General features: G+C 65.6%; 22 protein-coding genes, 1 other RNA gene and 1 pseudogene. 15 read left to right on the top strand and 9 right to left on the bottom strand.

Translation table 11 applies throughout. From position 1 onward, the window contains the following. Positions 1–150: 150 nt before the first annotated feature. Complete coding sequence (locus tag BDOA9_RS03085; RefSeq protein ID WP_025032488.1) at positions 151–1650, bottom strand: sensor histidine kinase; 1500 nt, start codon at positions 1648–1650, stop codon at positions 151–153. Between the two features lie 350 nt (positions 1651–2000). Here BDOA9_RS03085 and rpmH point away from each other — a divergent pair, with 350 nt between their 5' ends. The 11 genes and pseudogenes from rpmH to dapE all read left to right on the top strand — a co-directional run bounded on the left by rpmH (position 2001) and on the right by dapE (position 11470). Continuing rightward, the gene (gene rpmH, locus BDOA9_RS03090; RefSeq protein WP_008542748.1) at positions 2001–2135 is read left to right on the top strand and encodes a 50S ribosomal protein L34; all 135 of its coding nucleotides are present in this window, start codon (positions 2001–2003) and stop codon (positions 2133–2135) included. A gap of 27 nt (positions 2136–2162) precedes the next feature. Next, on the top strand, positions 2163–2549 hold the full coding sequence (gene rnpA / locus BDOA9_RS03095; RefSeq protein ID WP_025032489.1) for a ribonuclease P protein component: 387 nt from the start codon (positions 2163–2165) through the stop codon (positions 2547–2549). A gap of 16 nt (positions 2550–2565) precedes the next feature. Continuing rightward, on the top strand, positions 2566–4437 hold the full coding sequence (yidC, locus tag BDOA9_RS03100; protein ID WP_025032490.1) for a membrane protein insertase YidC: 1872 nt from the start codon (positions 2566–2568) through the stop codon (positions 4435–4437). A 114-nt stretch (positions 4438–4551) separates the two neighbouring features. Then, on the top strand, positions 4552–5205 hold the full coding sequence (gene yihA, locus BDOA9_RS03105) for a ribosome biogenesis GTP-binding protein YihA/YsxC (protein ID WP_025032491.1): 654 nt from the start codon (positions 4552–4554) through the stop codon (positions 5203–5205). Next, positions 5205–5569 (top strand): annotated as a pseudogene (locus BDOA9_RS03110) (DUF423 domain-containing protein). Before yihA ends, BDOA9_RS03110 begins: the two are co-directional and overlap by 1 nt. 276 nt (positions 5570–5845) lie before the next feature. Further along, complete coding sequence (argB, locus tag BDOA9_RS03115) at positions 5846–6733, top strand: acetylglutamate kinase (protein WP_025032492.1); 888 nt, start codon at positions 5846–5848, stop codon at positions 6731–6733. Positions 6734–6897: 164 nt separating this feature from the next. Next, positions 6898–7884: a DUF1036 domain-containing protein gene (locus BDOA9_RS03120; RefSeq protein ID WP_025032493.1), complete on the top strand. Its 987-nt coding sequence runs from the start codon at positions 6898–6900 to the stop codon at positions 7882–7884. A 14-nt stretch (positions 7885–7898) separates the two neighbouring features. Beyond that, a complete protein-coding gene (locus BDOA9_RS03125; protein ID WP_025032494.1) occupies positions 7899–8588 on the top strand; it encodes a pyrimidine 5'-nucleotidase in 690 nt (229 codons plus the stop codon). Positions 8589–8726: 138 nt separating this feature from the next. Further along, positions 8727–9572: a 2,3,4,5-tetrahydropyridine-2,6-dicarboxylate N-succinyltransferase gene (gene dapD / locus BDOA9_RS03130; protein WP_025032495.1), complete on the top strand. Its 846-nt coding sequence runs from the start codon at positions 8727–8729 to the stop codon at positions 9570–9572. A gap of 141 nt (positions 9573–9713) precedes the next feature. Then, positions 9714–10307 (top strand): DUF805 domain-containing protein, encoded by a 594-nt coding sequence (locus tag BDOA9_RS03135; protein ID WP_025032496.1) that lies wholly within the window; start codon positions 9714–9716, stop codon positions 10305–10307. Continuing rightward, positions 10304–11470, top strand: coding sequence for a succinyl-diaminopimelate desuccinylase (dapE, locus tag BDOA9_RS03140; RefSeq protein WP_025032497.1), 1167 nt, complete (start codon positions 10304–10306; stop codon positions 11468–11470). Before BDOA9_RS03135 ends, dapE begins: the two co-directional genes overlap by 4 nt. Before the next feature lie 137 nt (positions 11471–11607). On the opposite strand, the gene truA is transcribed toward dapE, so the two are convergent. The 3 genes from truA to def all read right to left on the bottom strand — a co-directional run bounded on the left by truA (position 11608) and on the right by def (position 14032). Beyond that, positions 11608–12345 carry a tRNA pseudouridine(38-40) synthase TruA gene (gene truA, locus BDOA9_RS03145; protein WP_025032498.1) on the bottom strand — a complete coding sequence of 246 codons (738 nt, stop codon included), beginning with the start codon at positions 12343–12345 and terminating at the stop codon, positions 11608–11610. 112 nt (positions 12346–12457) lie between these two features. Then, positions 12458–13381, bottom strand: coding sequence for a methionyl-tRNA formyltransferase (gene fmt, locus BDOA9_RS03150; RefSeq protein ID WP_025032499.1), 924 nt, complete (start codon positions 13379–13381; stop codon positions 12458–12460). A 123-nt stretch (positions 13382–13504) separates the two neighbouring features. Next, positions 13505–14032 (bottom strand): peptide deformylase, encoded by a 528-nt coding sequence (gene def, locus BDOA9_RS03155; RefSeq protein ID WP_025032500.1) that lies wholly within the window; start codon positions 14030–14032, stop codon positions 13505–13507. Positions 14033–14200: 168 nt separating this feature from the next. Here def and BDOA9_RS03160 point away from each other — a divergent pair, with 168 nt between their 5' ends. Both BDOA9_RS03160 and BDOA9_RS03165 read left to right on the top strand, forming a co-directional pair. Further along, on the top strand, positions 14201–15400 hold the full coding sequence (locus BDOA9_RS03160) for a DNA recombination protein RmuC (RefSeq protein ID WP_025032501.1): 1200 nt from the start codon (positions 14201–14203) through the stop codon (positions 15398–15400). A 190-nt stretch (positions 15401–15590) separates the two neighbouring features. Then, positions 15591–16955 carry an AmpG family muropeptide MFS transporter gene (locus BDOA9_RS03165; protein WP_025032502.1) on the top strand — a complete coding sequence of 455 codons (1365 nt, stop codon included), beginning with the start codon at positions 15591–15593 and terminating at the stop codon, positions 16953–16955. A 121-nt stretch (positions 16956–17076) separates the two neighbouring features. On the opposite strand, the gene BDOA9_RS03170 is transcribed toward BDOA9_RS03165, so the two are convergent. The 5 genes from BDOA9_RS03170 to ffs form a co-directional block, all read right to left on the bottom strand. Further along, on the bottom strand, positions 17077–17511 hold the full coding sequence (locus BDOA9_RS03170; RefSeq protein WP_025032503.1) for a hypothetical protein: 435 nt from the start codon (positions 17509–17511) through the stop codon (positions 17077–17079). A gap of 44 nt (positions 17512–17555) precedes the next feature. Continuing rightward, positions 17556–18158 (bottom strand): recombination mediator RecR, encoded by a 603-nt coding sequence (gene recR / locus BDOA9_RS03175; protein WP_025032504.1) that lies wholly within the window; start codon positions 18156–18158, stop codon positions 17556–17558. A gap of 1 nt (position 18159) precedes the next feature. After that, positions 18160–18480 carry a YbaB/EbfC family nucleoid-associated protein gene (locus BDOA9_RS03180; RefSeq protein ID WP_025032505.1) on the bottom strand — a complete coding sequence of 107 codons (321 nt, stop codon included), beginning with the start codon at positions 18478–18480 and terminating at the stop codon, positions 18160–18162. 27 nt (positions 18481–18507) lie between these two features. Next, positions 18508–20346: a DNA polymerase III subunit gamma/tau gene (locus tag BDOA9_RS03185; RefSeq protein ID WP_025032506.1), complete on the bottom strand. Its 1839-nt coding sequence runs from the start codon at positions 20344–20346 to the stop codon at positions 18508–18510. Between the two features lie 96 nt (positions 20347–20442). Next, positions 20443–20539, bottom strand: an RNA gene (gene ffs, locus BDOA9_RS03190) — signal recognition particle sRNA small type. A gap of 208 nt (positions 20540–20747) precedes the next feature. Between ffs and BDOA9_RS03195 the strand changes: the two genes are divergently transcribed. Both BDOA9_RS03195 and nudC read left to right on the top strand, forming a co-directional pair. After that, complete coding sequence (locus tag BDOA9_RS03195) at positions 20748–21167, top strand: HIT domain-containing protein (protein ID WP_025032507.1); 420 nt, start codon at positions 20748–20750, stop codon at positions 21165–21167. A 10-nt stretch (positions 21168–21177) separates the two neighbouring features. Beyond that, positions 21178–22122, top strand: a complete 945-nt coding sequence (gene nudC / locus BDOA9_RS03200; protein ID WP_025032508.1) for an NAD(+) diphosphatase — start codon at positions 21178–21180, stop codon at positions 22120–22122. Positions 22123–22127: the final 5 nt, after the last annotated feature.

Raw genomic sequence — 22127 nt, forward strand, 5'->3', positions numbered from 1 at the left:
CGCTCTGACTAGCCGCTCTTGCCCCGATTGGCAAGGTCCGGGAGGGGGAGATTTTTGCGCATTTCGACGTCACCGTCGTCATTCCGGAATGGCCCGGAATGACGGAAGGAATGGAGATCGCCCCCCTCGCTTAGTCGGCCGCTGGCCGGCTTAAGCCCTCTGGCGCTCGTTGCGGATGGAGAGCAGTTCCACCGGACGGTCGGGAATGACGATGCGGAACGTGGCGCCGATGGTGCCTTCGACCAGGTGGATCTCGCCGCCATGGGCGCGGACCAGCTCGGCGGCGATGGCGAGGCCAAGGCCGCTGCCGCCGGGGCGGCCCGAGGTCTGGAAGGCCTCGAACAGGCGCTCCCGGGTCTTCGGGGGGACGCCGGGGCCGGTGTCGGAGACCTCGAGAATCGCGACGGCGCCTTCGCGCTTTCCGGTGATCCGGATCTGCTGCACACGACCCTCACCCGCCGCATGGCTTTCGAGCGCCTGGGCGGCGTTGCGGACGAGGTTGAGCAAGACGCGGAACAGCTGGTCGGGGTCGGCATCGACCGCGAGCCCGCGCTCGATCGCAGCAACCCAGGCGATCGAGGCCTCGTTGGCGAGCCCTGCGGTCTCCCGCACCTCCATCACCACCGGCTCGATCAGGATCATGCGGCGGTCGGGCGCGGCCTCCTGGGCGCGACCGTAGGACAATGTCGACTGGCAGAAGGCGATGGCGCGCTCGAGCGAGCGCACGAGCTTGGGCGCAAAGCGCTGCACGCGCGGATCCGGCACGCTGGCGAGCTGGTCCGACAGCAGCTGGGCCGAGGCGAGCAGATTGCGCAGATCGTGGTTGATCTTGGAGACGGCGAGGCCGAGGGCGGCGAGCCGGCTCTTCTGATTCAGCATCGACATCAGGTCGCGCTGCATGTCGGACAATTCGCGCTCGGCAACCCCGATCTCGTCGCTGCGCTGGCTGGGCACGATGATGCCGGCCGAGCTTTCCGGGTTCTCGTGGAAGCCGACCAGGCTCGCGGTCAGCCGCCGCATCGGCCGCACGAAGAGATAATGGAGCGCGAGATAGACGAGGCCCGCGGTCAGCACCGCGATGATCAGCGCGACCACGACGAGGTTGCGGGAGAAGCGGTACATCTGCTTCCGCAGCGGCAATTCGTCGGTGACGATCTCGATGAACTGGGCATTGCCGACCCCGGGGCCGACGATGCGGATGGCCTGGTTGCCGGTCTCCAGCATCATCCGGAACGAGCCGGTGATGGCTTCCCAGGCCGTCATGTCGCGCAGGTCGATGTCGTGCTCGATCGCGGCTGGAATGTTGTCGCTGGCGAGCAGCCGGCGCTGCTGGCCCATCTTGATGGCGACGGCGCGGGCATTGATGCTCTTCAGGATCTGCCGCGACAGCGAATCGGGGACCATGCCGAGCGGCGCCGCATCCAGCACCAGCGCCGCAGTGTTGGCCGCCGCGACGCGATCATTCAGCCGGTTGACCCAGAAATTCGCGATGGCGGGCACGTAGAGCAGCACCGCGGCGATCATCACCAGGGGAATCGTGAGCAGCAGCAGCTTGCCGGACAGGCCGAGCCCGCGCGAGCCGCGGGGCCGCGTCGCCGGCTGGTCCGGCTGATCCAGATCCTGGATCGGCTGGCGATCTGTGGCTGGCACGAAACTCGCCCCTGTTGGCCTTGGCTGATGAAGGATGCGACCCGACCGATGTCCGGTCAAATTACGGATCGCTAATCTGCCGAGGTGGGATGTAGGCGCTGATAGCGCGAGTCGCTACCTCAAGGGTTAAAAACCTCGCGCAAACAGCGATATTCACCGAAAACGCGCGCTTGTGCGGCGTTGACGAAAACAAGGCGCTCCCTTATAAGCCGCGCGAATTGTCCGCGATGACCCGGTGCGACACCGGGAGCGGCTCTCTTGGGGCCGAAAAAGGGCCCGTTTTGGGCCGCATCTTCCGGACTTTACCATCAATTCCACAGGCAACTTGCCCGGTCAGCGGAGAAAAACCCGTGAAGCGGACTTATCAACCCAGCAAACTGGTGCGCAAGCGCCGTCACGGCTTCCGCGCCCGTCTCGCCACTGCCGGCGGCCGCAAGGTTCTCGCCGCCCGCCGCGCCCGCGGCCGCAAGCGTCTGAGCGCCTGAGCCGGACCCCCTTTTTGGGATTTCATCATGGATCGGCTGAGGCAGCGGGCGGATTTCCTCGCCGTTGCCAATGGCGCGCGGGTGAATAGTCCCGCGTTCGTCCTGCAAAGTCGCCCCCGCGATGATTCCGGCCCCGTCAGGATCGGCTTCACCGTCACCAAGAAGAACGGCAACGCCCCCGAGCGCAATCGCATCCGGCGCCGGTTGCGCGAACTGGTGAAGCGGCTCGATCCGACATCGGTGCAGCCCCACCATGATTATGTCCTGGTCGGACGAAGGGACGCGCTCTCGCGCGACTTCGCCACCATGCTCGACGATCTGCGCATAGCGTTCACGAAGCCCGCGCGGCATACGGCCAAGGCGCGCGGCCACAGGCCGGGTCACGCCGCCGCGACCAGCCGCAAACCGGATTGATGACGAGACAATCGAGATGACCGACAATCGCAATACCATCCTCGCCGTCATTCTGTCCGGCCTGGTGCTGATCGCCTGGCAGTATTTCTACAACGTGCCGCAGATGGAGAAGCAGCGCGCCCAGCAGCAGGCGCAGGCCGAGCTCCAGAAGACGACGCCGCAGCCGACCGCCTCGGCGACGCCAGGCGGCGCGCCGGCGACGCCGGGCTCAGCGCCGCAGCCGGGAGGTGCGGCCCAGCCGGCAACGCCGGCCGCGAGCGCGCCCCAATTGGTCGTTGCGCGCGAGACCGCCATTGCAGCGAGCCCGCGCGTCAAGATCGAGACGCCGCGGATTGCCGGCAGCATCTCGCTGAAGGGCGGCCGCATCGACGACATCGCGCTGGTGCAATATCGCGAGACGGTCGATCCGAAATCGCCGCCGATCGTGCTCTATTCGCCGTCGGGCACGGCGGAGCCCTATTACGCCGAGTTCGGCTGGGTTGCAGCGACCGGCGTGACGGCAAAGATGCCGGATGCCCAGACCGTCTGGCAGCAGGAGGGCAGCGGCAGCCTGACGCCGTCGACACCCGTGGTGCTGAAATGGGAGAACGGCGACGGCCTGACCTTCCGCCGCACCATCGCCGTCGACGACCATTATCTCTTCACCATCAAGGACGAGGTGAGCAATGTCGGCAACGCGCCCGTCACGCTCTATCCGTTCGCGCTGATCTCGCGCCACGGCGCGCCGCATGTCTCCGGCTACTATATCCTGCATGAGGGCCTGATCGGCTATCTCGGCGAACACAGGCTGCAGGAATATGCCTACAGCAAGATCGACGAAGCCAAGCAGGTGAACTTCAAGGCAACCAACGGCTGGCTCGGCATCACGGACAAGTACTGGGCCTCCGCGCTGCTGCCGGACACCAATGCCCAGCTCCAGGCGCGGTTCTCGTCGAACCCCGTCGGCAAGGTCCATACCTACCAGACCGACTATCTGCTCGACCCCGTCACCGTCGCGATCGGCGGCACCGCGACGGCCAATGCGCGGCTGTTCGCCGGCGCCAAGGAAGCCGGCGTGGTCGGCATCAATTTCCCGCTCGCAGGCCTCGGCGGCTACAACAAGGCGCTCGGCCTCAACCAGTTCGACCTGCTGATCGACTGGGGCTGGTTCTACTTCCTCACCAAGCCGATGTTCCTCGGCCTCGACTTCTTCTTCCGCTTCTTCGGCAATTTCGGCATCTCGATCCTGCTGGTGACGGTGATCGTGAAGCTGTTGTTCTTCCCGCTGGCGAACAAGTCCTACGCCTCGATGGCGAAGATGAAGTCGATCCAGCCGCAGCTGCTGGCGCTGAAGGAGCGCTATCCCGACGACAAGGTGAAGCAGCAGCAGGAGATGATGGAGATCTACCGCAAGGAGAAGATCAATCCGGTCGCCGGCTGTCTCCCCGTGCTGATCCAGATCCCGGTGTTCTTCTCGCTCTACAAGGTGCTGTTTGTCACCATCGAGATGCGGCACGCCCCGTTCTACGGCTGGATCAAGGACCTCTCCGCGCCGGACCCGACCAACCTCTTCAACCTGTTCGGGCTGATCCCGTTCGATCCGACCACGATTCCGGTGTTCGGCCATTACCTCGCGCTCGGCATCTGGCCGATCATCATGGGCATCACGATGTGGATCCAGATGAAGCTGAATCCGACGCCGCCCGATCCGACCCAGCAGATCATCTTCAACTGGATGCCGCTGATCTTCACCTTCATGCTGGCGGGCTTCCCGGCGGGCCTCGTGATCTACTGGGCCTGGAACAACCTGCTCTCGGTGGTCCAGCAGGGCTACATCATGCGCCGCAACGGCGTGAAGGTGGAATTATTCGACAATCTCAAGGCGACGTTCGCGAGAAAGGCGACGTAAGCGCCGTCATTGCGAGGAGCCCTTGCGACGAAGCAATCCAAAGTCCCTCGGCCGATGCATTTCTGGATTGCTTCGCTTCGCTCGCAATGACGTAAGGAAACAGCGAGGCTTCGCATGACCGACGACAAAGATGCGAAGCTGATCGAGGCCGGGCGGAAACTGTTCGCCCGCGACTGGCAGTTCATCTGGGCCTCGCCTTCGATCGAGACGCTGCCGCCGATGGCGGGGCTGGAGATCGCCTTTGCCGGGCGCTCCAATGTCGGCAAGTCGAGCCTGATCAACGCGCTCACGGGGCGCAACGCGCTGGCGCGCACCTCGCATACGCCGGGCCGCACCCAGGAGCTGATCTTCTTCGAGGTCCCCGGCAAGAACGACCTGCGCCTCGTCGACATGCCCGGCTACGGCTATGCCAAGGCGCCGAAGAGCCAGGTCGCGTCCTGGACCGAGCTGATCCACAAATTCCTGCTCGGGCGCGCCAGCCTCGCGCGCGTCTACGTGCTGATCGACGCGCGGCACGGGATCAAGGACGTCGATCTCGAAGTGCTCAAGACGCTCGACCGCTCCGCGGTCAGCTACCAGATCGTGCTGACCAAGGCCGACCAGGTGAAGGCCTCCGAGCTGCAGGCGCGCATCGCCGAGACCGAGGCTGCATTGGCAAAACACCCGGCCGCGTTCCCGACCGTGCTCGCGACCTCGTCACGCAGCTCGACCGGCATGGAGAGCTTGCGCGCCGCGATGGCGAAGCTGTTGGAAGAGCGGGCCTCGTGATGCCGGCGCACCGCCTGCTGATCGCGCTTGCCGGCGTGATGGGCGCCGCCGGCGTCGCGCTGGCCGCCGCTTCCGCGCATGGCGCGGACGCGAGCCGTCTTGCTTCCGCCAGCACCATGCTGCTGTTTCATGCGACGGCCATACTCGCGACCATCGCCTTGCTCACGCGCGGCCTTCTGCACGGCGGAATTGGGCTCGTGGCCGCGCTCGGCTTCGCGATCGGCGCCGCGCTGTTCGCGGCGACCTCACCTTGCGGCAATATGCCGGCCACGCGCTGTTTCCGATGGCGGCGCCGGCGGGCGGAACGGTGATGATTCTGGGCTGGCTGGCGGTGACGTTGGCGGCGGTGGCGCCAAAAGGTTGATGCTCTTTCTTACCCTCCCCTGGAGGGGTCCGGGACGAGCGTAGCTCGCCCGTGGGTCGGCGCACATTGAGCGTAGCGAAATGTGAGCCGGGGTGGGGTGATCTCTCCACTCGGGCACTGCTCATCGCGGAGAGACCGTCATCCCACCCCGCTCGCGCTGCGCGCGATCGACCCTCCCCTCCAGGGGATGGTAAGAGAGCGACCGCCACACTTTGCGCTGTCTCCGCCAATCGGATAGAACGCGCAACCGACCGACCCGCCAGCGAGACCCGCGACATGACCGACATCTCTCCGCTCGACCAGGCCCGCATCCTGTCCGAAGCGCTGCCGCACATGCAGCAATATGACGAGGAAACCATCGTCATCAAATATGGCGGCCATGCCATGGGCGACGAGGAGACCGCGAAGAACTTCGCCCGCGACATCGTGCTCCTGGAGCAGACCGCGATCAATCCGGTGGTGGTGCATGGCGGCGGGCCGCAGATCGCGACCATGCTCAAGCGCCTCGGCATCGTCTCGGAATTCGCAGCCGGCCTGCGCATCACCGATGCCGCGACCATCGAGATCGTCGAGATGGTGCTGGCCGGCTCCGTCAACAAGCAGATCGTCGGCTACATCAACGAGGCCGGCGGCAAGGCCGTGGGCCTGTCCGGCAAGGACGGCAACATGGTGAAGGCGACCAAGACGACGCGCACCATCGTCGATCCGGACTCGCACATCGAGAAGGCGGTCGACCTCGGCTTCGTCGGCGACCCCGAGAAAGTCGACCTCACTTTGCTCAACCAGCTGATCGGCTACGAGCTGATCCCCGTGCTGGCGCCGCTCGCGACCTCCAAGGACGGCCAGACGCTGAACGTCAACGCCGACACCTTTGCCGGCGCCGTCGCGGGCGCGCTGAAGGCCAAGCGCCTGCTGCTGCTCACCGACGTGCCCGGCGTGCTCGACAAGTCGAAGAAGCTGATCCCGCAGCTCTCGGTCAAGGACGCGCGAAAGCTGATTGCCGACGGCACCATCTCCGGCGGCATGATCCCGAAGGTGGAGACCTGCATCTACGCGCTCGAGCAGGGCGTCGAGGGCGTCGTCATCATCGACGGCAAGATGCAGCACGCGGTGCTGCTCGAGCTCTTCACCAACCAGGGCACGGGCACGCTGATCCACAAGTGATGCGGGAGCGCGCGCAGCGGAAAATGGTCGTCGTCATGCCCGGGCTTGGCCCGGGCATCCACGGCTCTCCGCGCGCGCCGCTGCACGTGGATAGCCGGGACAAGCCCGGCCATGACGAGCGGGGATCGCAGCGCAACCGCCGCTCCCACCTCACCCGCTTCCTGATGACGCTGCCAGCCGCAGCTGTCTCCTTCTTCTTCTCCTCCGCGCCGGCGATCGCCGACCTCAAGATCTGCAACCGCATGTCCTATGTCGTCGAGGCCGCGATCGGCATCGACGACAAGGCGGCGACAGCGACGCGCGGCTGGTTCAGGATCGATCCCGCCGCCTGCCGCGTGGTGGTGCAGGGCACGCTGACCGCCGACCGCATCCTGCTCAACGCCCGCGCGCTCGGCGTCTACGGCGCCTCGCCGATTCCGCAAAGCGGCAACGACATGCTGTGTGTCGCGCAGGACAATTTCGTCATCGCCGCGGCGCGGCAGTGCCGCAGCGGCCAGACCCAGGTTCCGTTCACGCAGGTGACGCCGACGCAAGGTGCGGACGGCAACCTCGTCGCCTATCTCGCCGAGGATTCCGAATATGACGACGAGCAGGCGCGCCTCGCCGGCATCCAGCGGCTGCTGGTGATCGCCGGCTACGACGCCGCGCCGATCGACGGCGTCGACGGGCCGAAGACGCAGAGCGCGCTGGCCGCGTTCCTGAAGAGCCGCGGCTTGTCGTCCGACATCGTGGGCTCGCAAAACTTCTTCAAGACCATGGTCGATGCGGTGCAGACGCCGTCCGCGACCGGCCTCACCTGGTGCAACGACACGCCGCACAAGGTGATGGCGGCGATCGCGACCGACGACGGCAAGGCGGTGACGAGCCGCGGCTGGTATCGCATCGATCCCAAGACCTGCCTGCACCCCGATGTGACCGGCCAGCCGAAGCAGATCTTCAGCTTCGCGGAAGCGGTCGATGCCGACAACCGCGTCGTGAAATTGAAGGACAGGCCGCTGAACTGGGGCGGCGACAGGCAGCTCTGCACGCGCGAGACCAAGTTCGAGACCAGCGAGCAGACCGATTGCGGCACGCGCGGCTTTGCACCGACGGGCTTTGGCGCGGTGGACATGTCGAGCGGCGGCAAGACGCTGCGCTTTGCCGTGCCGTGAACGAGAGACTTGTGATGAAATCACCCCGCAGCTTCAGCCATGTCGACACCTGGGTGTTCGACCTCGACAACACGCTCTATCCGCATCACGTCAATCTGTGGCAGCAGGTCGATGCGCGGATCGGGGAGTTCGTCTGCAACTGGCTGAATGTCGACCCGGAGCAAGCGCGGGCGATCCAGAAGGACTATTATCGCCGCTTCGGCACCACGATGCGGGGCATGATGACCCTGCATGGCGTCCGCGCCGACGACTATCTCGCCTATGTGCACAAGATCGACCATTCACCGCTGGAGCCGAATCCGGCGCTTGGCGCGGCCATCGCAAAGCTGCCGGGTCGAAAACTGATCCTGACCAACGGCTCGGTCGACCATGTCGATGCCGTGCTGGCGCGGCTCGGCTTCGCCTCGCATTTCGACGGCGTGTTCGACATCATCGCCGCCGAGTTCGAGCCGAAGCCGGCGGAGAGAACCTACCGGAAATTCCTCGGCCAGCATGCGGTCGATCCGACCCGCGCCGCCATGTTCGAGGACCTTTCCCGCAACCTCACCGTCCCGCATCAGCTCGGCATGACCACGGTGCTGGTGGTGCCCGACGGCACCAAGGAGGTGGTGCGTGAGGATTGGGAGCTGGAAGGCCGCGACGCCGCCCATGTGGACCACGTCACGGATGATCTGGCGGGGTTCTTGGCGAGGTTGTCGCGCTAAGTTCGCAGCCCGGATCTTACCCTTCCCTGGAGGGGGAGGGTAACGGCGAACTACGGTCGAGCCTTGACTCCACCCCTGCAAATCCCGAAAAAGCGCTCCAATTCTCGCGAAACCACGCGCTCCCCAGAGGAAATCACGATGTCCCTTGCAGCCCTCGAATCCACCATCAACAGCGCCTTCGAGGCGCGTGACGGCATCTCGACCTCGACCAAGGGCGAGGTGCGCGAGGCCGTGGACCAGGCGCTGGAGACCCTGGACAAGGGTGAGGCGCGCGTCGCCGAGCGCGGCGCGGACGGCAAGTGGAAGGTCAATCAATGGCTGAAGAAGGCGGTGCTGCTGTCGTTCCGCCTCAACGACATGGACGTCATTGGCGGCGGCCCCGGCAAGGCAAGCTGGTGGGACAAGGTGCCCTCGAAGTTCGAAGGCTGGGGCCCGAACCGCTTTCGCGATGCCGGCTTTCGCGCGGTGCCGGGCGCGGTGGTGCGCCGCTCGGCCTTCATCGCCAAGAACGTCGTCCTGATGCCGTCCTTCGTCAATCTCGGTGCCTATGTCGATGAGAGCACGATGGTCGACACCTGGGCCACCGTCGGCTCCTGCGCCCAGATCGGCAAGCGTGTGCATATCTCGGGCGGTGCCGGCATCGGCGGCGTGCTCGAGCCGCTGCAGGCCGAGCCCGTCATCATCGAGGACGATTGCTTCATCGGCGCGCGCTCGGAGGTCGCCGAAGGCGTGATCGTGCGCAAGGGCGCGGTGCTGGCGATGGGCGTGTTCCTGGGCGCTTCGACCAAGATCGTCGACCGCGAGACCGGCGAGGTCTTCATGGGCGAAGTGCCTGAATATTCCGTCGTGGTGCCCGGCGCGCTGCCCGGCAAGCCGATGAAGAACGGCCAGATCGGGCCAAGCACCGCCTGCGCCGTCATCGTCAAGCGCGTCGACGAGCGCACGCGCTCCAAGACCAGCATCAACGAGCTGCTGCGGGATTGATGCAAGGCGAGTAGCGAATGGCCAGTGGCGAATAGGGCGCGCACCCTACTCGCGATTGGCTATTCGCTGCTGGGATCGAACCCACCCACCCTCCATCGCGACCAATTTCCGGGCGGCTCCGTTCCGCCCGGAGCCACTCGCATGGACTGGACCTGGTATCTCTTCCGCTTCGACGGCCGCATCAATCGCGCCAAATATTGGCTGGCCGGGCTGATCATTCTCTGCTGGATGATCTTCATGGCCGCGATCGTGGCGGCGTTCGACCCCCGGCCCTTCGGCTTTTCGGTCGGCGACGTCTTCAAGGTCGTCGATCCCGAAACCTATCGAGAAGTATCGCGCGACGATCTCCCGCTGATCCTGACCAAGCTGATCGGCACGCCGCTGTTCACATGGGTGTTCGCCGCGACCTCCGTCAAGCGTCTCCATGACCGCGACAAGAGCGCCTGGTGGGTGTTGCCCTTCTTCGTCGTGCCCGGCCTCATCAACCAGTTCCTGGACCGGATCAGCAACGATTATATCGGCTTCACGCTCGGGCTGATCTCGTTCATCCTCGCGACCTGGGGCGGCATCGAACTGCTGTTCTTCCGCGGCTCTAAGAAGACAAACCGGTTCGGCGCCGATCCGCTCCACGTCTCGCCTCCAGCCAGGCCTGGATGGGATCAGCAGCGTGAGCTCGAAATGCCCGCGCAGAAGGCTGGCCCGCCGCCGCAATGGCGTGTTAAGCCGGAGGCATGACCGATGCTCTCTCCATTGCTCGCGACCTGATCCGCTGCCCCTCAGTCACTCCGGCCGATGCCGGGGCGCTCGGGGTGCTCGAAAAAATCCTCTCCGCCGCCGGCTTCACCTGTCACCGCGTGACGTTCAGCGAGGAAGGCACCGCCGACGTCGACAATCTCTACGCTCGGATCGGCATCGACGGTCCGCACATCACCTTTGCCGGCCACACCGACGTGGTGCCGCCCGGCGACGAGAGCGCCTGGAGCGTCGGCGCATTCTCGGGCGAGGTGAAGGACGGCGTGCTGCACGGCCGCGGCGCGGTCGACATGAAGGGCGGGATCGCCTGCTCGGTCGCCGCGGTGCTGGAGCATCTGGCCGCCAACGGCGGCAAGCCGCGCAAGGGCGGGACGGGCTCGATCTCGTTCCTGATCACCGGCGACGAGGAAGACGTCTCCATCAACGGCACCATCAAGCTGCTCGAATGGGTCGCCGCGCGCGGCGAAAAATTCGACCATTGCGTGCTCGGCGAGCCCTCCAACGTCGAGACGCTCGGCGACACCATCAAGATCGGCCGGCGCGGCTCGCAATCCGGCACGCTCATCGTCGACGGCGTGCAGGGCCACGTCGCCTATCCGCACCGCGCCTCCAATCCGGTGCCGGATATCTCGCGGCTGATCGTCGCGATCTCCGACGAGCCGCTCGACCACGGCAGCGCGCAGTTCCAGGCCTCCAATCTCGAATTCGTCTCGGTCGATGTCGGCAACAAGGCCTTCAACGTCATTCCCGGCGAGGCCCGCGCGAGATTCAACATCCGCTACAACGACAACCACACGCAAGGCTCCTTGCGCGAACTGGTCGAGACGCGTCTCGCCAAGGCCTGCGGCAACCGCATCAAGGCCCGCATCGTCTGGGAGCCCTCGAACTCCAACGTGTTCGTGACCAAGCCGGGACCGTTCACCGATCTCGCGGTGGCCGCGATCGAGGAGGTGACGCGCCGCAAGCCCGAGTTGTCGACGTCAGGCGGCACGTCGGACGCGCGCTTCATCTCCAGCTATTGCCCGGTCATCGAGTTCGGCCTGGTCGGACAGACCATGCACCAGATCGACGAGCGCGTGCCGGTGGCGGATCTGGAAAAGCTGACCAAGGTGTATCGCGGGATTTTGGCAAGGTATTTTGGATAGGGCATCAATCTCCGCCCAACCCACCGCCGTCATGCCCGGGCTTGTCCCGGGCAATTACGTTCTTCGGCACCCCTGACAAGAAAGAACGTGGATGGCCGGGACAAGCCCGGCCATGACGCCCGTTGCGGTATCAGGCGCTAATAATCCACCTTCATCAAATACAGCCCCTCCGGCGGCGCCACGATTCCGCAGGCCGCGCGGCTCCGGGCTTCCAGCGCGGCGGAGAGATCGTCGGCGGTCCAGCGGCCCTCGCCGACCCAGACCAGGGAGCCCACCATCGAGCGGACCTGGCTGTGCAGGAACGAGCGCGCGGAGGTGATGATCGTGATCTCGCGGCCGTCGCGGATCACGTCGAGCTGGTCGAGCGTCTTCTCCGGCGACTTGGCCTGGCACTCGGTGTCGCGGAAGGTGGTGAAATCGTGCTTGCCGAGCAGGCGCTGGGCGGCCGCGTGCATCGCCTCGGCATCCAGCTTGCGCGGCACGCGCCAGGCGTGGCCGACATCGAGCGCGAGATTGGCGCGGGTGTTGACGATGCGATAGCGGTAGTGGCGCTTGACCGCCGAGAAGCGCGCTTCGAAATCGTCGGGCACGATCTCGGCCTCGAGCACCGCGATCGGATGTGGGCGCAGATGCGCGTTGAGCCCGTCGCGGAAACGGCCCGGCGGAAACGGCTTGTCGACGTCGACATGGGCGACCTGACCGCGCGCATGCACGCCGGCATCGGTGCGGCCGGCACCGTGCACGCGCAGATCCGCACCGGTCATCGCCTTCACGGCGGCCTCGAGCGCGCCCTGCACCGACGGCAGCGTGTCCTGCACCTGCCAGCCGAAGAACGGCGCGCCGTCATATTCGATGGTGAGCTTGTAGCGGGGCATCTATCCGATCTTGTCCGGTGTCATTGCCGGGCTTGACCCGGCAATCCATCGCCGAGGAAAGAGTCTTGTTAGCAGATGGATACGCGGGTCAAGCCCGCGTATGACGAGGTGGCTAGCTGAACTTCGATCCCGCCTTCAACGGCACACCGCGCAAAAAGTCCGCGGCCTGCATGCGGGCCTTGCCCTCGCGCTGCAGCTCGATGATGCGGATGGCGCCGTCGCCGCAGGCGACGGTGAGGAGATCGTCGAGCACCTCGCCCGGCGCGCCCGCCCCCCTCGCCAATTCGCAACGCAGGATTTTTACGCGCGCATTGTCGAGCTCGGCCCAGGCGCCGGGGAACGGCGACAGGCCGTGGATGTGCCGCAGCACCGCGCGCGCGGGCCTGCTCCAGTCGATGCGCGCCTCGGCCTTCTCGATCTTGGCGGCATAGGTGACGCCGTCCTCGCCCTGCTTCTTGAGCTGGAGCCCACCGCGCTCGAGCGCGGCCATGGCGCGCACCATCAGGTCGGCCCCAAGCCGGGACAGCCGATCGTGCAGGTCGAGCGCGGTCATGTTGTCGGTGATCGCGATGCGCTCGGCCATGGCGACGTCGCCGGTGTCGAGGCCGACATCCATCTTCATCACCATCACGCCGCTCTCGGCATCACCGGCCATGATGGCGCGGTTGATCGGCGCCGCGCCGCGCCAGCGCGGCAGCAGCGAGGCGTGCAGATTGTAGCAGCCGAGTTTTGGCGCATCGAGGATCGCCTGCGGCAGGATCATGCCGTAGGCGACGACGACGGCCGCATCGGCCCCGAAGGCGCGGAACTCCGCCAAGGCCTCCTCGGTCTTCAGCGTCTTCGGCGTCAGCACTGGAATGCCGAGCCTTCGCGCGGCTTCCTCGACCGGGGTCGGCTGCAATTGCAGGCCGCGCCGCCCGCCCGGCTTCGGCGCGCGGGTGTAGACGGCGACGATCTCGTGGCCGTGCGCGACCAGCTCGAGCAGCGTCGGCACGGAGAAATCGGGCGTGCCCATGAAGATGAGGCGGAGGGGCATGTGATGAGACCTGCGGAGGGACGCAATCAGTGACCGTCATTCCGGGGCGGCTCGAAGAGCCGAACCCGGAATCTCGAGGTTCCGGGTTCGATGCTTCGCATCGTCCTGGAACGACAGAGAGTTTCACTCCACCGCGCGCTTGGCGGCTTTCTCGAACTTCTTCATGACGCGGTCGCGCTTGAGCTTCGACAGATAGTCGACGAACAGGACGCCGTTGAGATGGTCGATCTCGTGCTGGATGCAGGTGGCGTAGAGGCCCTCGGCGTCCTCCTCATGCACCTTGCCGTCGAGATCGGTGAAGCGCACGCGCACCTTCGCAGGTCTTTCGACCTCCTCGTAATATTCGGGAATCGAGAGGCAGCCTTCCTCGTACACCGACAGTTCCTCGGACGAGGCGATGATCTCGGGGTTGATGAAGACACGTGGCAGCGGCTTGGTCTCGCCGTTCTCGTCGCGCTTGGCGAGGTCCATGGTGATCAGACGCACCGGCTGCGCGATCTGGATCGCCGCCAGGCCAATGCCGGGCGCGTCGTACATGGTCTCGAACATGTCGTCGGCAAGCTTGCGGATCTCGGCCGTGACCTTCTCGATCGGCTTGGAGACCAGACGCAGCTGCTTGTCGGGCAGGATGATGATTTCTCTGAGGGCCATGGCCGCGATTTAAGCCGCGCGCCGGATGCGGTCAATGCGGCCCGGAACCCGTTAACCCCCCGCTAACCATAAAACTTCGCCTTTCGTTAACCATAAAAATTAGGGGGCGGTTAACCCAAGACGTTCCCTCTTCGTTCGCTAGAGGCAGCGAATCGGCTACAAGGCGGCATGAACGAGATCATTTTCTTGGCTGGTGACTGGCCGGTGCGCACGATCGATGCGCTGATCGGCTTCGGCGCGCTCGTCCTCATCCTGCTGGTTGTGATTGCGATCGTGATCGCGCGGTCAGGGCGGCGTGGCGCGGAACTCGCCATGGCGCACGCGATCCGTGCCGACGAGCTCGAGGAGCGCCTCGCCCAGGTGCTGCACGCCCAGAGCGAGGCCTCGGGCCGGGTGGACGCCATGACCCAGGCGCTGGCGGGCCGCCAGGCCGAGATGGCGCGGGCGGTCAATGAGCGGCTGGATTCGGTGACGCATCGTGTCGGCCAGTCCATGGAACATTCGACCCGCAACACCATGGAGAGCCTGCGCGCGCTGCATGAACGGCTCGGCATCATCGACAACGCACACAAGAACCTGACCGACCTCACCACCCAGGTGACCACCCTGCGCGACGTGCTCGCCAACAAGCAGTCGCGCGGCGCCTTCGGCCAGGCGCGAATGGAGGCGATCGTCCAGGACGGTCTGCCCAAAGGCTCCTACGAGTTCCAGTTCACGCTTTCGACAGGCAAGCGTCCCGACTGTGTCGTGTTCCTGCCTGACCAGCGCCCGCTCTGCATCGACGCGAAGTTTCCGCTGGAGGCGATGACGGCGCTGCACGACGCCCGCACCGACGAGGAGCGGCGCGTTGCCACGCAGCGCCTGCGCAGCGACGTGATGAAGCATGTCAGCGACATTGCCGAAAAATATCTCGTCACCGGCGAGACCCAGGAGATGGCACTGATGTTCGTGCCGTCGGAATCGGTCTATGCCGAGATCCACGACGGCTTCGACGACGTGATCCAGAAGGCCTATCGCGCCCGCGTCGTGCTGGTATCGCCCTCGCTCTTGATGCTGGCGATCCAGGTGATGCAGCAGATCATGAAGGACGCGCGCATGCGCGATGCCGCCGACCAGATCCAGACCGAGGTGATCAAGCTCGGCGACGATCTGGGGCGCCTGCGCGACCGCGTGGTCAAGCTGCAGAAGCATTTTTCCGACGCGAACGAGGACGTCCGCCAGATCCTGATCTCCGCCGACAAGATCGAGAAGCGCGCCGGGCGAATCGAGGAGCTCGATTTCAGCAAGAGCGATGCGCCGGAGGCACCGCGGCTGGTGGCGACGGGAGCGGCGGAGCTGTTTCCGCGCAAGCTCCAGGCGGGGGAGTGAGATTAGGGCACACTGTCTGCCCCGCGAAGGCGGAGCATCCAGTACGCCGCAGTCCATGTGATTGAGCCGAGACGCCGCGGAGTACTGGATCGTCCGCCTTCGCGCACGATGACATCGAGAGGGTGGAGAGAGCATCCGCCCCAGTGAGCTCGCAAGAGTCTTTTCCCCCAGAATCTGCTAACACGCCCCCATGACCGCACCCGACGCGACCTCCCCCGCCGCGACTTCCGCACCCGCCACCTCCTGGCGCGACAGCCTTGCCGTTTACCTGCAGCCGCGGGTGCTGATCGTGCTGTTTCTCGGTTTCTCCTCCGGCCTGCCGCTGGCGCTGTCGGGGTCGACGCTGCTGGTGTGGATGCGGGAGGCCGGGGTCGATCTCAAGACCATCGGGCTGTTCGCACTGGTCGGCACGCCCTACACGCTGAAATTCCTGTGGGCGCCGCTGGTGGACGCAATGCATGTGCCGTTGTTCACTCGCGCATTCGGCCGGCGGCGCGGCTGGCTGCTGTTCTCGCAGCTGCTCTTGATCATCGCGATCCTGCTGCTGGCAATGACCGATCCCGCGCGCTCGCCGTTCTATGTCGCGCTCGGTGCGCTGCTGGTCGCAACGACGTCCTCGACCCAGGACATCGTGGTCGATGCGTTCCGCGTCGAGAGCCTGCCGGAGAGCGAGCAGGCCGCGGGCATGGCCGCCTACGTCGCGGCCTACCGCATCGGCATGCTGGTCTCGACCGCGGGCGCGCTGTTCATCGTCTCCGGTTTCGAGAGCACCGGCATCACCCGCACCTCGGCCTGGATGTGGGGTTATGTGGTGATGGCGGCGATGGTGCTGATTGGCACGGTCACGGCGCTGGTCGCGACCGAGCCCGAGCAATCGGCGCGCGCCGAGGCCGCGACCAAGGCCGATACGGCGTTGACACGCGTGCTGCATGCGGCGATCGGCGCCTTCTCGGAGTTCTTGATGCGCAAGGACGCGCTTGTCGCGCTCGCCTTCGTGGTGCTGTTCAAGTTCACCGACGCCTTTTCCGGCACCATGACCGCGCCGTTCGTCATCGATCTCGGCTTCACCCGCAACGACTATGCGGCGATCGTGAAGGGCGTCGGCCTCGCTGCGACGCTGATCGGCGGCTTTGCCGGCGGTTTTGTCGCGCGGCGCTATCCGCTGGCGACAAGCCTGTGGATCGGCGGAGTGGTGCAGGCGCTGGCCAACCTTTCCTTCTCCTGGCTCGCTATCGTCGGCACCAATCAATGGGCGCTGGCGTTCGCGATCTGCGCCGAGAATTTCACCAGCGCGATCGGCACCGTGATCTTCGTCGCCTACCTCTCCGCGCTGTGCCAGAACCCGCTGCACACGGCGACGCAATATGCGCTGCTCACCGCGCTCGCGGCGGTCGGGCGAACGTATCTCTCGTCAGGCGCAGGCTTCGTCGCGGAGACGACCGGCTGGCCGATGTTCTTCGTGATCTGCGTGCTGGTGGCGATCCCGAGCCTGGTGCTGCTGGCCTACTTGCAGAAACGCGGGCATTTCGAAGCGCTGGGGCCGGTGCGGGTGTGATCCGCTCTCTCCTCGTCATTGCGAGGAGCGCTTGCGACGAAGCAATCCAGACTGTCTCTGCGGAGGGATTCTGGATTGCTTCGCTACGCTCGCAATGACGGAGGAGAGAGCGTCGCGCCCCCTACTGCTTCCTGATGATGCTCCACTTGGTGATCACGGCTTCGCTCATCTGGCCGGGATCGCTGGCGCAGGCGACCTCGTCCACTTTCACGGAGATCGCCTTGCCGACGAAGGATTTCAGCTGCGCGGCCTGCGCCTCGCTGGAGGTGACGAGCTGGAACGTCTCGGGGCCGGTTTCGAGATTGCACAGCCCGTTCGGCGGCGGCAGGCGGCGCGGTTCCGAGGTGATCTGGTAGGTGGCGACGCGCTTGCCGTTCTTGACGTCGCGCACCTTCATGGCGTTGAGCTCGCCGGACAGCACGTCGCCAGTGTTGATCGGCTTGCCGGGCCTGGACGGCGGCGGCGCTTCGTCGGCCTGCTGCGCCGAGATGGCCGGGGTCACCAGCATCAGCATCATCGCGACCAAAGCGAAGCGTGTGGCGAAAATTTTCGTCATGTCGTCCGTTCCATGAAGTCTGGATGGCTAGAAAGCCTGGATGGCTAGAACAAGGTGCGCTGCCGCATCGCAGCCGATAGCGTACCTTCGTCGAGATAATCAAGCTCGCCGCCGACGGGAACCCCGTGGGCGAGCCGCGTCACCTTCACATTGGCATCCTGAAGCAGGTCGGTGATGTAATGCGCCGTGGTCTGGCCGTCCACCGTCGCATTCAGCGCCAGAATGATCTCATGCACCTCCGCTGCATGGGCACGCGCGACCAGTGCGTCGATGGTGAGGTCCTGCGGGCCGACACCGTCGAGCGGCGACAATGTCGCGCCGAGCACATGATAGCGCCCCTGGGTCGCATTGGCCCGCTCCAGCGCCCAGAGGTCGGCGACGTCGGCGACGACGACGATGATGGAGGGGTCGCGCTTCGGATCGGTGCAGACGGTGCAGGGATTTTGCGTGTCGATGTTGCCGCAGGTCTTGCAGACCTGGACCTTGTCCAGCGCCACCTGCAAGGCACTCGACAACGGCATCATCAGTGCTTCGCGCTTCTTGATCAGGTGCAGCGCGGCGCGCCGCGCCGAGCGCGGGCCGAGGCCAGGAAGCCGCGCGAGCAGCTGGACCAGCCGCTCGATCTCAGGACCTGCAACAGCGCCCATCTTATTGGCCGAACAGCCCCGGCGGCAGGCCGAGCCCGCCGGTGAGGGCCTGCATCTTCTCCTGCATGGCGGTCTCGGCCTTGCGGCGGGCATCAGCGAAGGCGGTGACGAGCAGGTCTTCCAGCACCTCGCGCTCTTCGGCCTTCATCAGCGAAGGATCGATCCTGACGCCCTTGACGTCCATCTTCGCGGTCATGCGCACGGCGACGAGGCCGCCGCCGGAGATGCCCTCGACCTCGACGTTGGCCAGGGATTCCTGCATCTCCTGCATCTTGGATTGCAGCTGCGCCGCCTGCTTCATCATGCCGAGAAAATCAGCCATCGGTGCGTGTCCTTCGAAAAGAATGGCTCAGAGATCGTCGTCGCCGTCGGAACCGTCGGGCGGATCATCGGTGCCATAGTCGGCGTTAATATTGGTCTCCGGCGTCTCGGGGGCAAGCCTGCGGACCTCGACGACCTTGGCGCCGGGGAAGCGCGACAGCACCTCCTGCACGCGCGGATCGGCTTCCGCGGTACGGGCATGCTCCTGCTTGGCCGCCTGGTTCACCGAGCGCAGCGTCGGCTGTCCCTGTTCGTTCGAGACGATCACGGTCCAGCGGCGGCCGGTCCACAGCTCGAACTTCTTCGCAAGCTCCGAGATCATGGTCTTGGAGGCGTTGGGCTCGAGCGCGACTTCCAGTCGCCCCTCCTCGAAACGGACGAGGCGCATGTCGCCTTCGAGCGCGCTCTTGGTCATGATGTCGCGCTTCTGCCCGGCCAGCGCGACGAGCTGGGTGAAGCTCGTGACACGCAGCTGGGGCGCGGCGCCTTGCGGATCCGGCGCAGGCGCCGCCATCTGCGACCGCGCACCGCCGCCGAATGCGGACGGCGATGATGCCGGCATGCGCATTGGCGCGGCGGACACCGGCGCGGCGGAGGCCATCGGCGCAGCCGGCGCGCCACTGCGTGCGCTACCGCCGCCATTCACGACTGGCGAACCCCCACCATTCTGCTCCAGCATTTTGATCGCTTCGTCGGGCGTCGGCAGGTCGGCGACATAGGCGATGCGCACCAGCACCATTTCGGCCGCGGCGGCCGGGCGCGTTGCAGCCTGCACCTCGGTGATGCCCTTGAGCAGCATCTGCCACATCCGCGACAGCACGCGCATCGAGATCTTCGCGGCGAACTCCTTGGCGCGCACGCGCTCGGTCTCGCCATAGGCGACGTTGTCGGCGGTCGCCGGAATGACCTTCACACGGGTGACGAAGTTGACGAACTCGGCGAGGTCCGAGAGCACGACGATGGGGTCGGCGCCGACATCGTACTGGTCGCGGAACTCCTTGAAGGCGGAGGCGATGTCGCCGCGCGCCAGCGACTCGAACAGGTCGATGACGCGGGTGCGGTCGGCAAGGCCCAGCATCTGCCTGACGGCATCGGCCTTCACGGCTCCGGCCGCATGCGCGATCGCCTGATCGAGCAGCGACAGCGAATCGCGCACCGAGCCCTCCGCGGCGCGCGCGATGATGCCGAGCGCCTCCGGCTCGATCTCGACGTTCTCCTTCGTCGCGATGTTGGCGAGATGCTTCATCAGCACGTCGGCCTCGACGCGGCGCAGGTCGAAGCGCTGGCAGCGCGACAGCACGGTGACCGGAACCTTGCGGATCTCGGTGGTCGCGAACACGAACTTGGCGTGCTCCGGCGGCTCCTCCAGCGTCTTCAGGAAGGCGTTGAACGCCGCCGTCGACAGCATGTGGACTTCGTCGATGATGTAGACCTTGTAGCGGGCGCTGGCGGGGGCATAGCGGACGCTGTCATTGATCTGGCGGACGTCGTCGACGCCGGTATGCGAGGCCGCGTCCATCTCCAGCACGTCCATGTGCCGGCTTTCCATGATCGCCTGGCAATGCACGCCAAGCATCGGCATGTGGATGGTCGGGCCTTTCACCGAACCATCAGACATCTCGTAGTTGAGCGCACGGGCGAGAATGCGCGCGGTGGTGGTCTTGCCGACGCCGCGGACGCCGGTGAGGATCCAGGCCTGCGGAATGCGCCCGGTCTCGAACGCGTTGGAGACGGTGCGGACCACGGCCTCCTGGCCGATCAGATCGTCGAATGAGGAAGGACGGTACTTGCGCGCCAGCACCCGGTAGGGCGCGTTGCCGGCCTGGCCGGCGCTATCGGGATCGGGAGGGGCGCCAGCGTCGGTCATCGATCGATCCGCAATGATATGTCTCTTGGCCGGCTTTTGCGGAAAGGAGCGCGCTGGCGGCTGGTGCCGCCGGCGCTGGTTCGCTCGAAAAAACAGGTAGGAGACTGACGAGCGACCCGATCCGGACCTCGTTAGGGCTGCTTCCTTCCGGACCTGACCCGGTTGGCGAGTGGCTCGTCCACCGCCAATCTCCCGGTCCCTATTTGGGGCCAAAGGGAGCGGAAAGCAAGCGGGGTCTGGGACTGTTCCGACGGCACTTGGGACTTTCCGGCCCGAACGGCACCATTTCGCCCTCGAACGGCGTGCGCCACCCGGTCCGGCGCATAAGGACCACGGCGCATACGGATGTTGTCTGGGGGCGTGGTCTCTGCGACGGTAAGAATCAATCCAGAGAAGCCTTCATGCCCGAACCCACCTGGTCGCTGCACTCCCGCTTGAAAGAGGACACCATCGACATCGGCGATCTGCCGCTGTCGAAGGTGCTGGTCATCAAGGACGCGCATTATCCCTGGCTGCTGCTGGTGCCGCGGCGGGTGGATGCGGTCGAGATCATCGATCTCGACGAGGTGCAGCAGGCGCAGCTGATGACGGAGATCTCCCGCGTCTCGCGCGCGCTGAAAGAGATCACCAAATGCGACAAGCTCAACATCGCCGCGCTCGGCAACCTCGTGCCGCAGCTGCACGTCCACATCATCGCACGCCGCACCAGTGACGCCGCCTGGCCGCGGCCGGTGTGGGGCGTGATGCCGCCGCTGGCGCATGACGCCGCGGAGGTTCAGAATTTCATCAGCGCGATTCGCCGCAAGATCTGGTTGGGTTGAAAGAACAATAATGTCAGCATTCGACGCATTTCCGCTGGGGCAGCCGGCCTTCGTCACCAACGTCCTCGACCGCGCCGCGCATCTGCGCCGCGACGACGAGAAGCTGTTTGCGCTGGAACAGAAGCCGTCCTCGCGCGCCTATGCGGTCTATCGCGACTCGCTGCTGGTGAAGCGCGAGGGCGACAAGGTGCGCGCGCTGCTCGGAATCGACGAAGCGCTGAAATGCGGTGCCAATCCCGGCACGGTGTTCCTCGGGCTTCGCGACGGCGCGGCCGTGTTCGGCATGGGCCTGTCGCAGGCGGCCGCGGAGAAGCTGGTCGGCGGCAGTGACTACACCGTCACCGAGCTGCGCGGCATGGCGATGCAGGGCGCGATCCCGCCCGAGGAGCTCTCGGCCGTCGCGATGGCGAAGTCGATGGTGGGCTGGCATCAGCGCCACGGCTATTGCGCCAATTGCGGCGCTCGCACCAGCATGAAGGAAGGCGGCTGGAAGCGCGACTGTCCGAGCTGCAAGGCCGAGCATTTTCCGCGCACCGATCCGGTCGTGATCATGCTGGTCGCCTCCGGCGACAAATGCCTGCTCGGCCGCCAGAAGCATTTTCCGGCAGGGATGTATTCCTGCCTCGCCGGCTTCGTCGAGGCCGCCGAGACCATCGAGGACGCGGTGCGCCGCGAGATCCTGGAAGAGTCCGGCATTCGCTGCACCGACGTGCAATATTACATGACCCAGCCCTGGCCCTATCCGTCGTCGCTGATGATCGGCTGCAGCGCGCGGGCAGTGAGCGAGGATGTCGTGGTCGATCATTCCGAACTCGAGGATGCACGCTGGTTCACGCGCGAGGAGGCCGCGAAGATGCTGACACGGACGCATCCCGACGGACTCGCCGGCCCGCATCCGTTCGCCATCGCCCATCATCTGCTCGGCCGCTGGGTGCACGACAAGGCCGGCGCCTGAGCCGA

This window comes from Bradyrhizobium sp. DOA9, assembly GCF_000617845.2.
GTDB lineage: Bacteria > Pseudomonadota > Alphaproteobacteria > Rhizobiales > Xanthobacteraceae > Bradyrhizobium.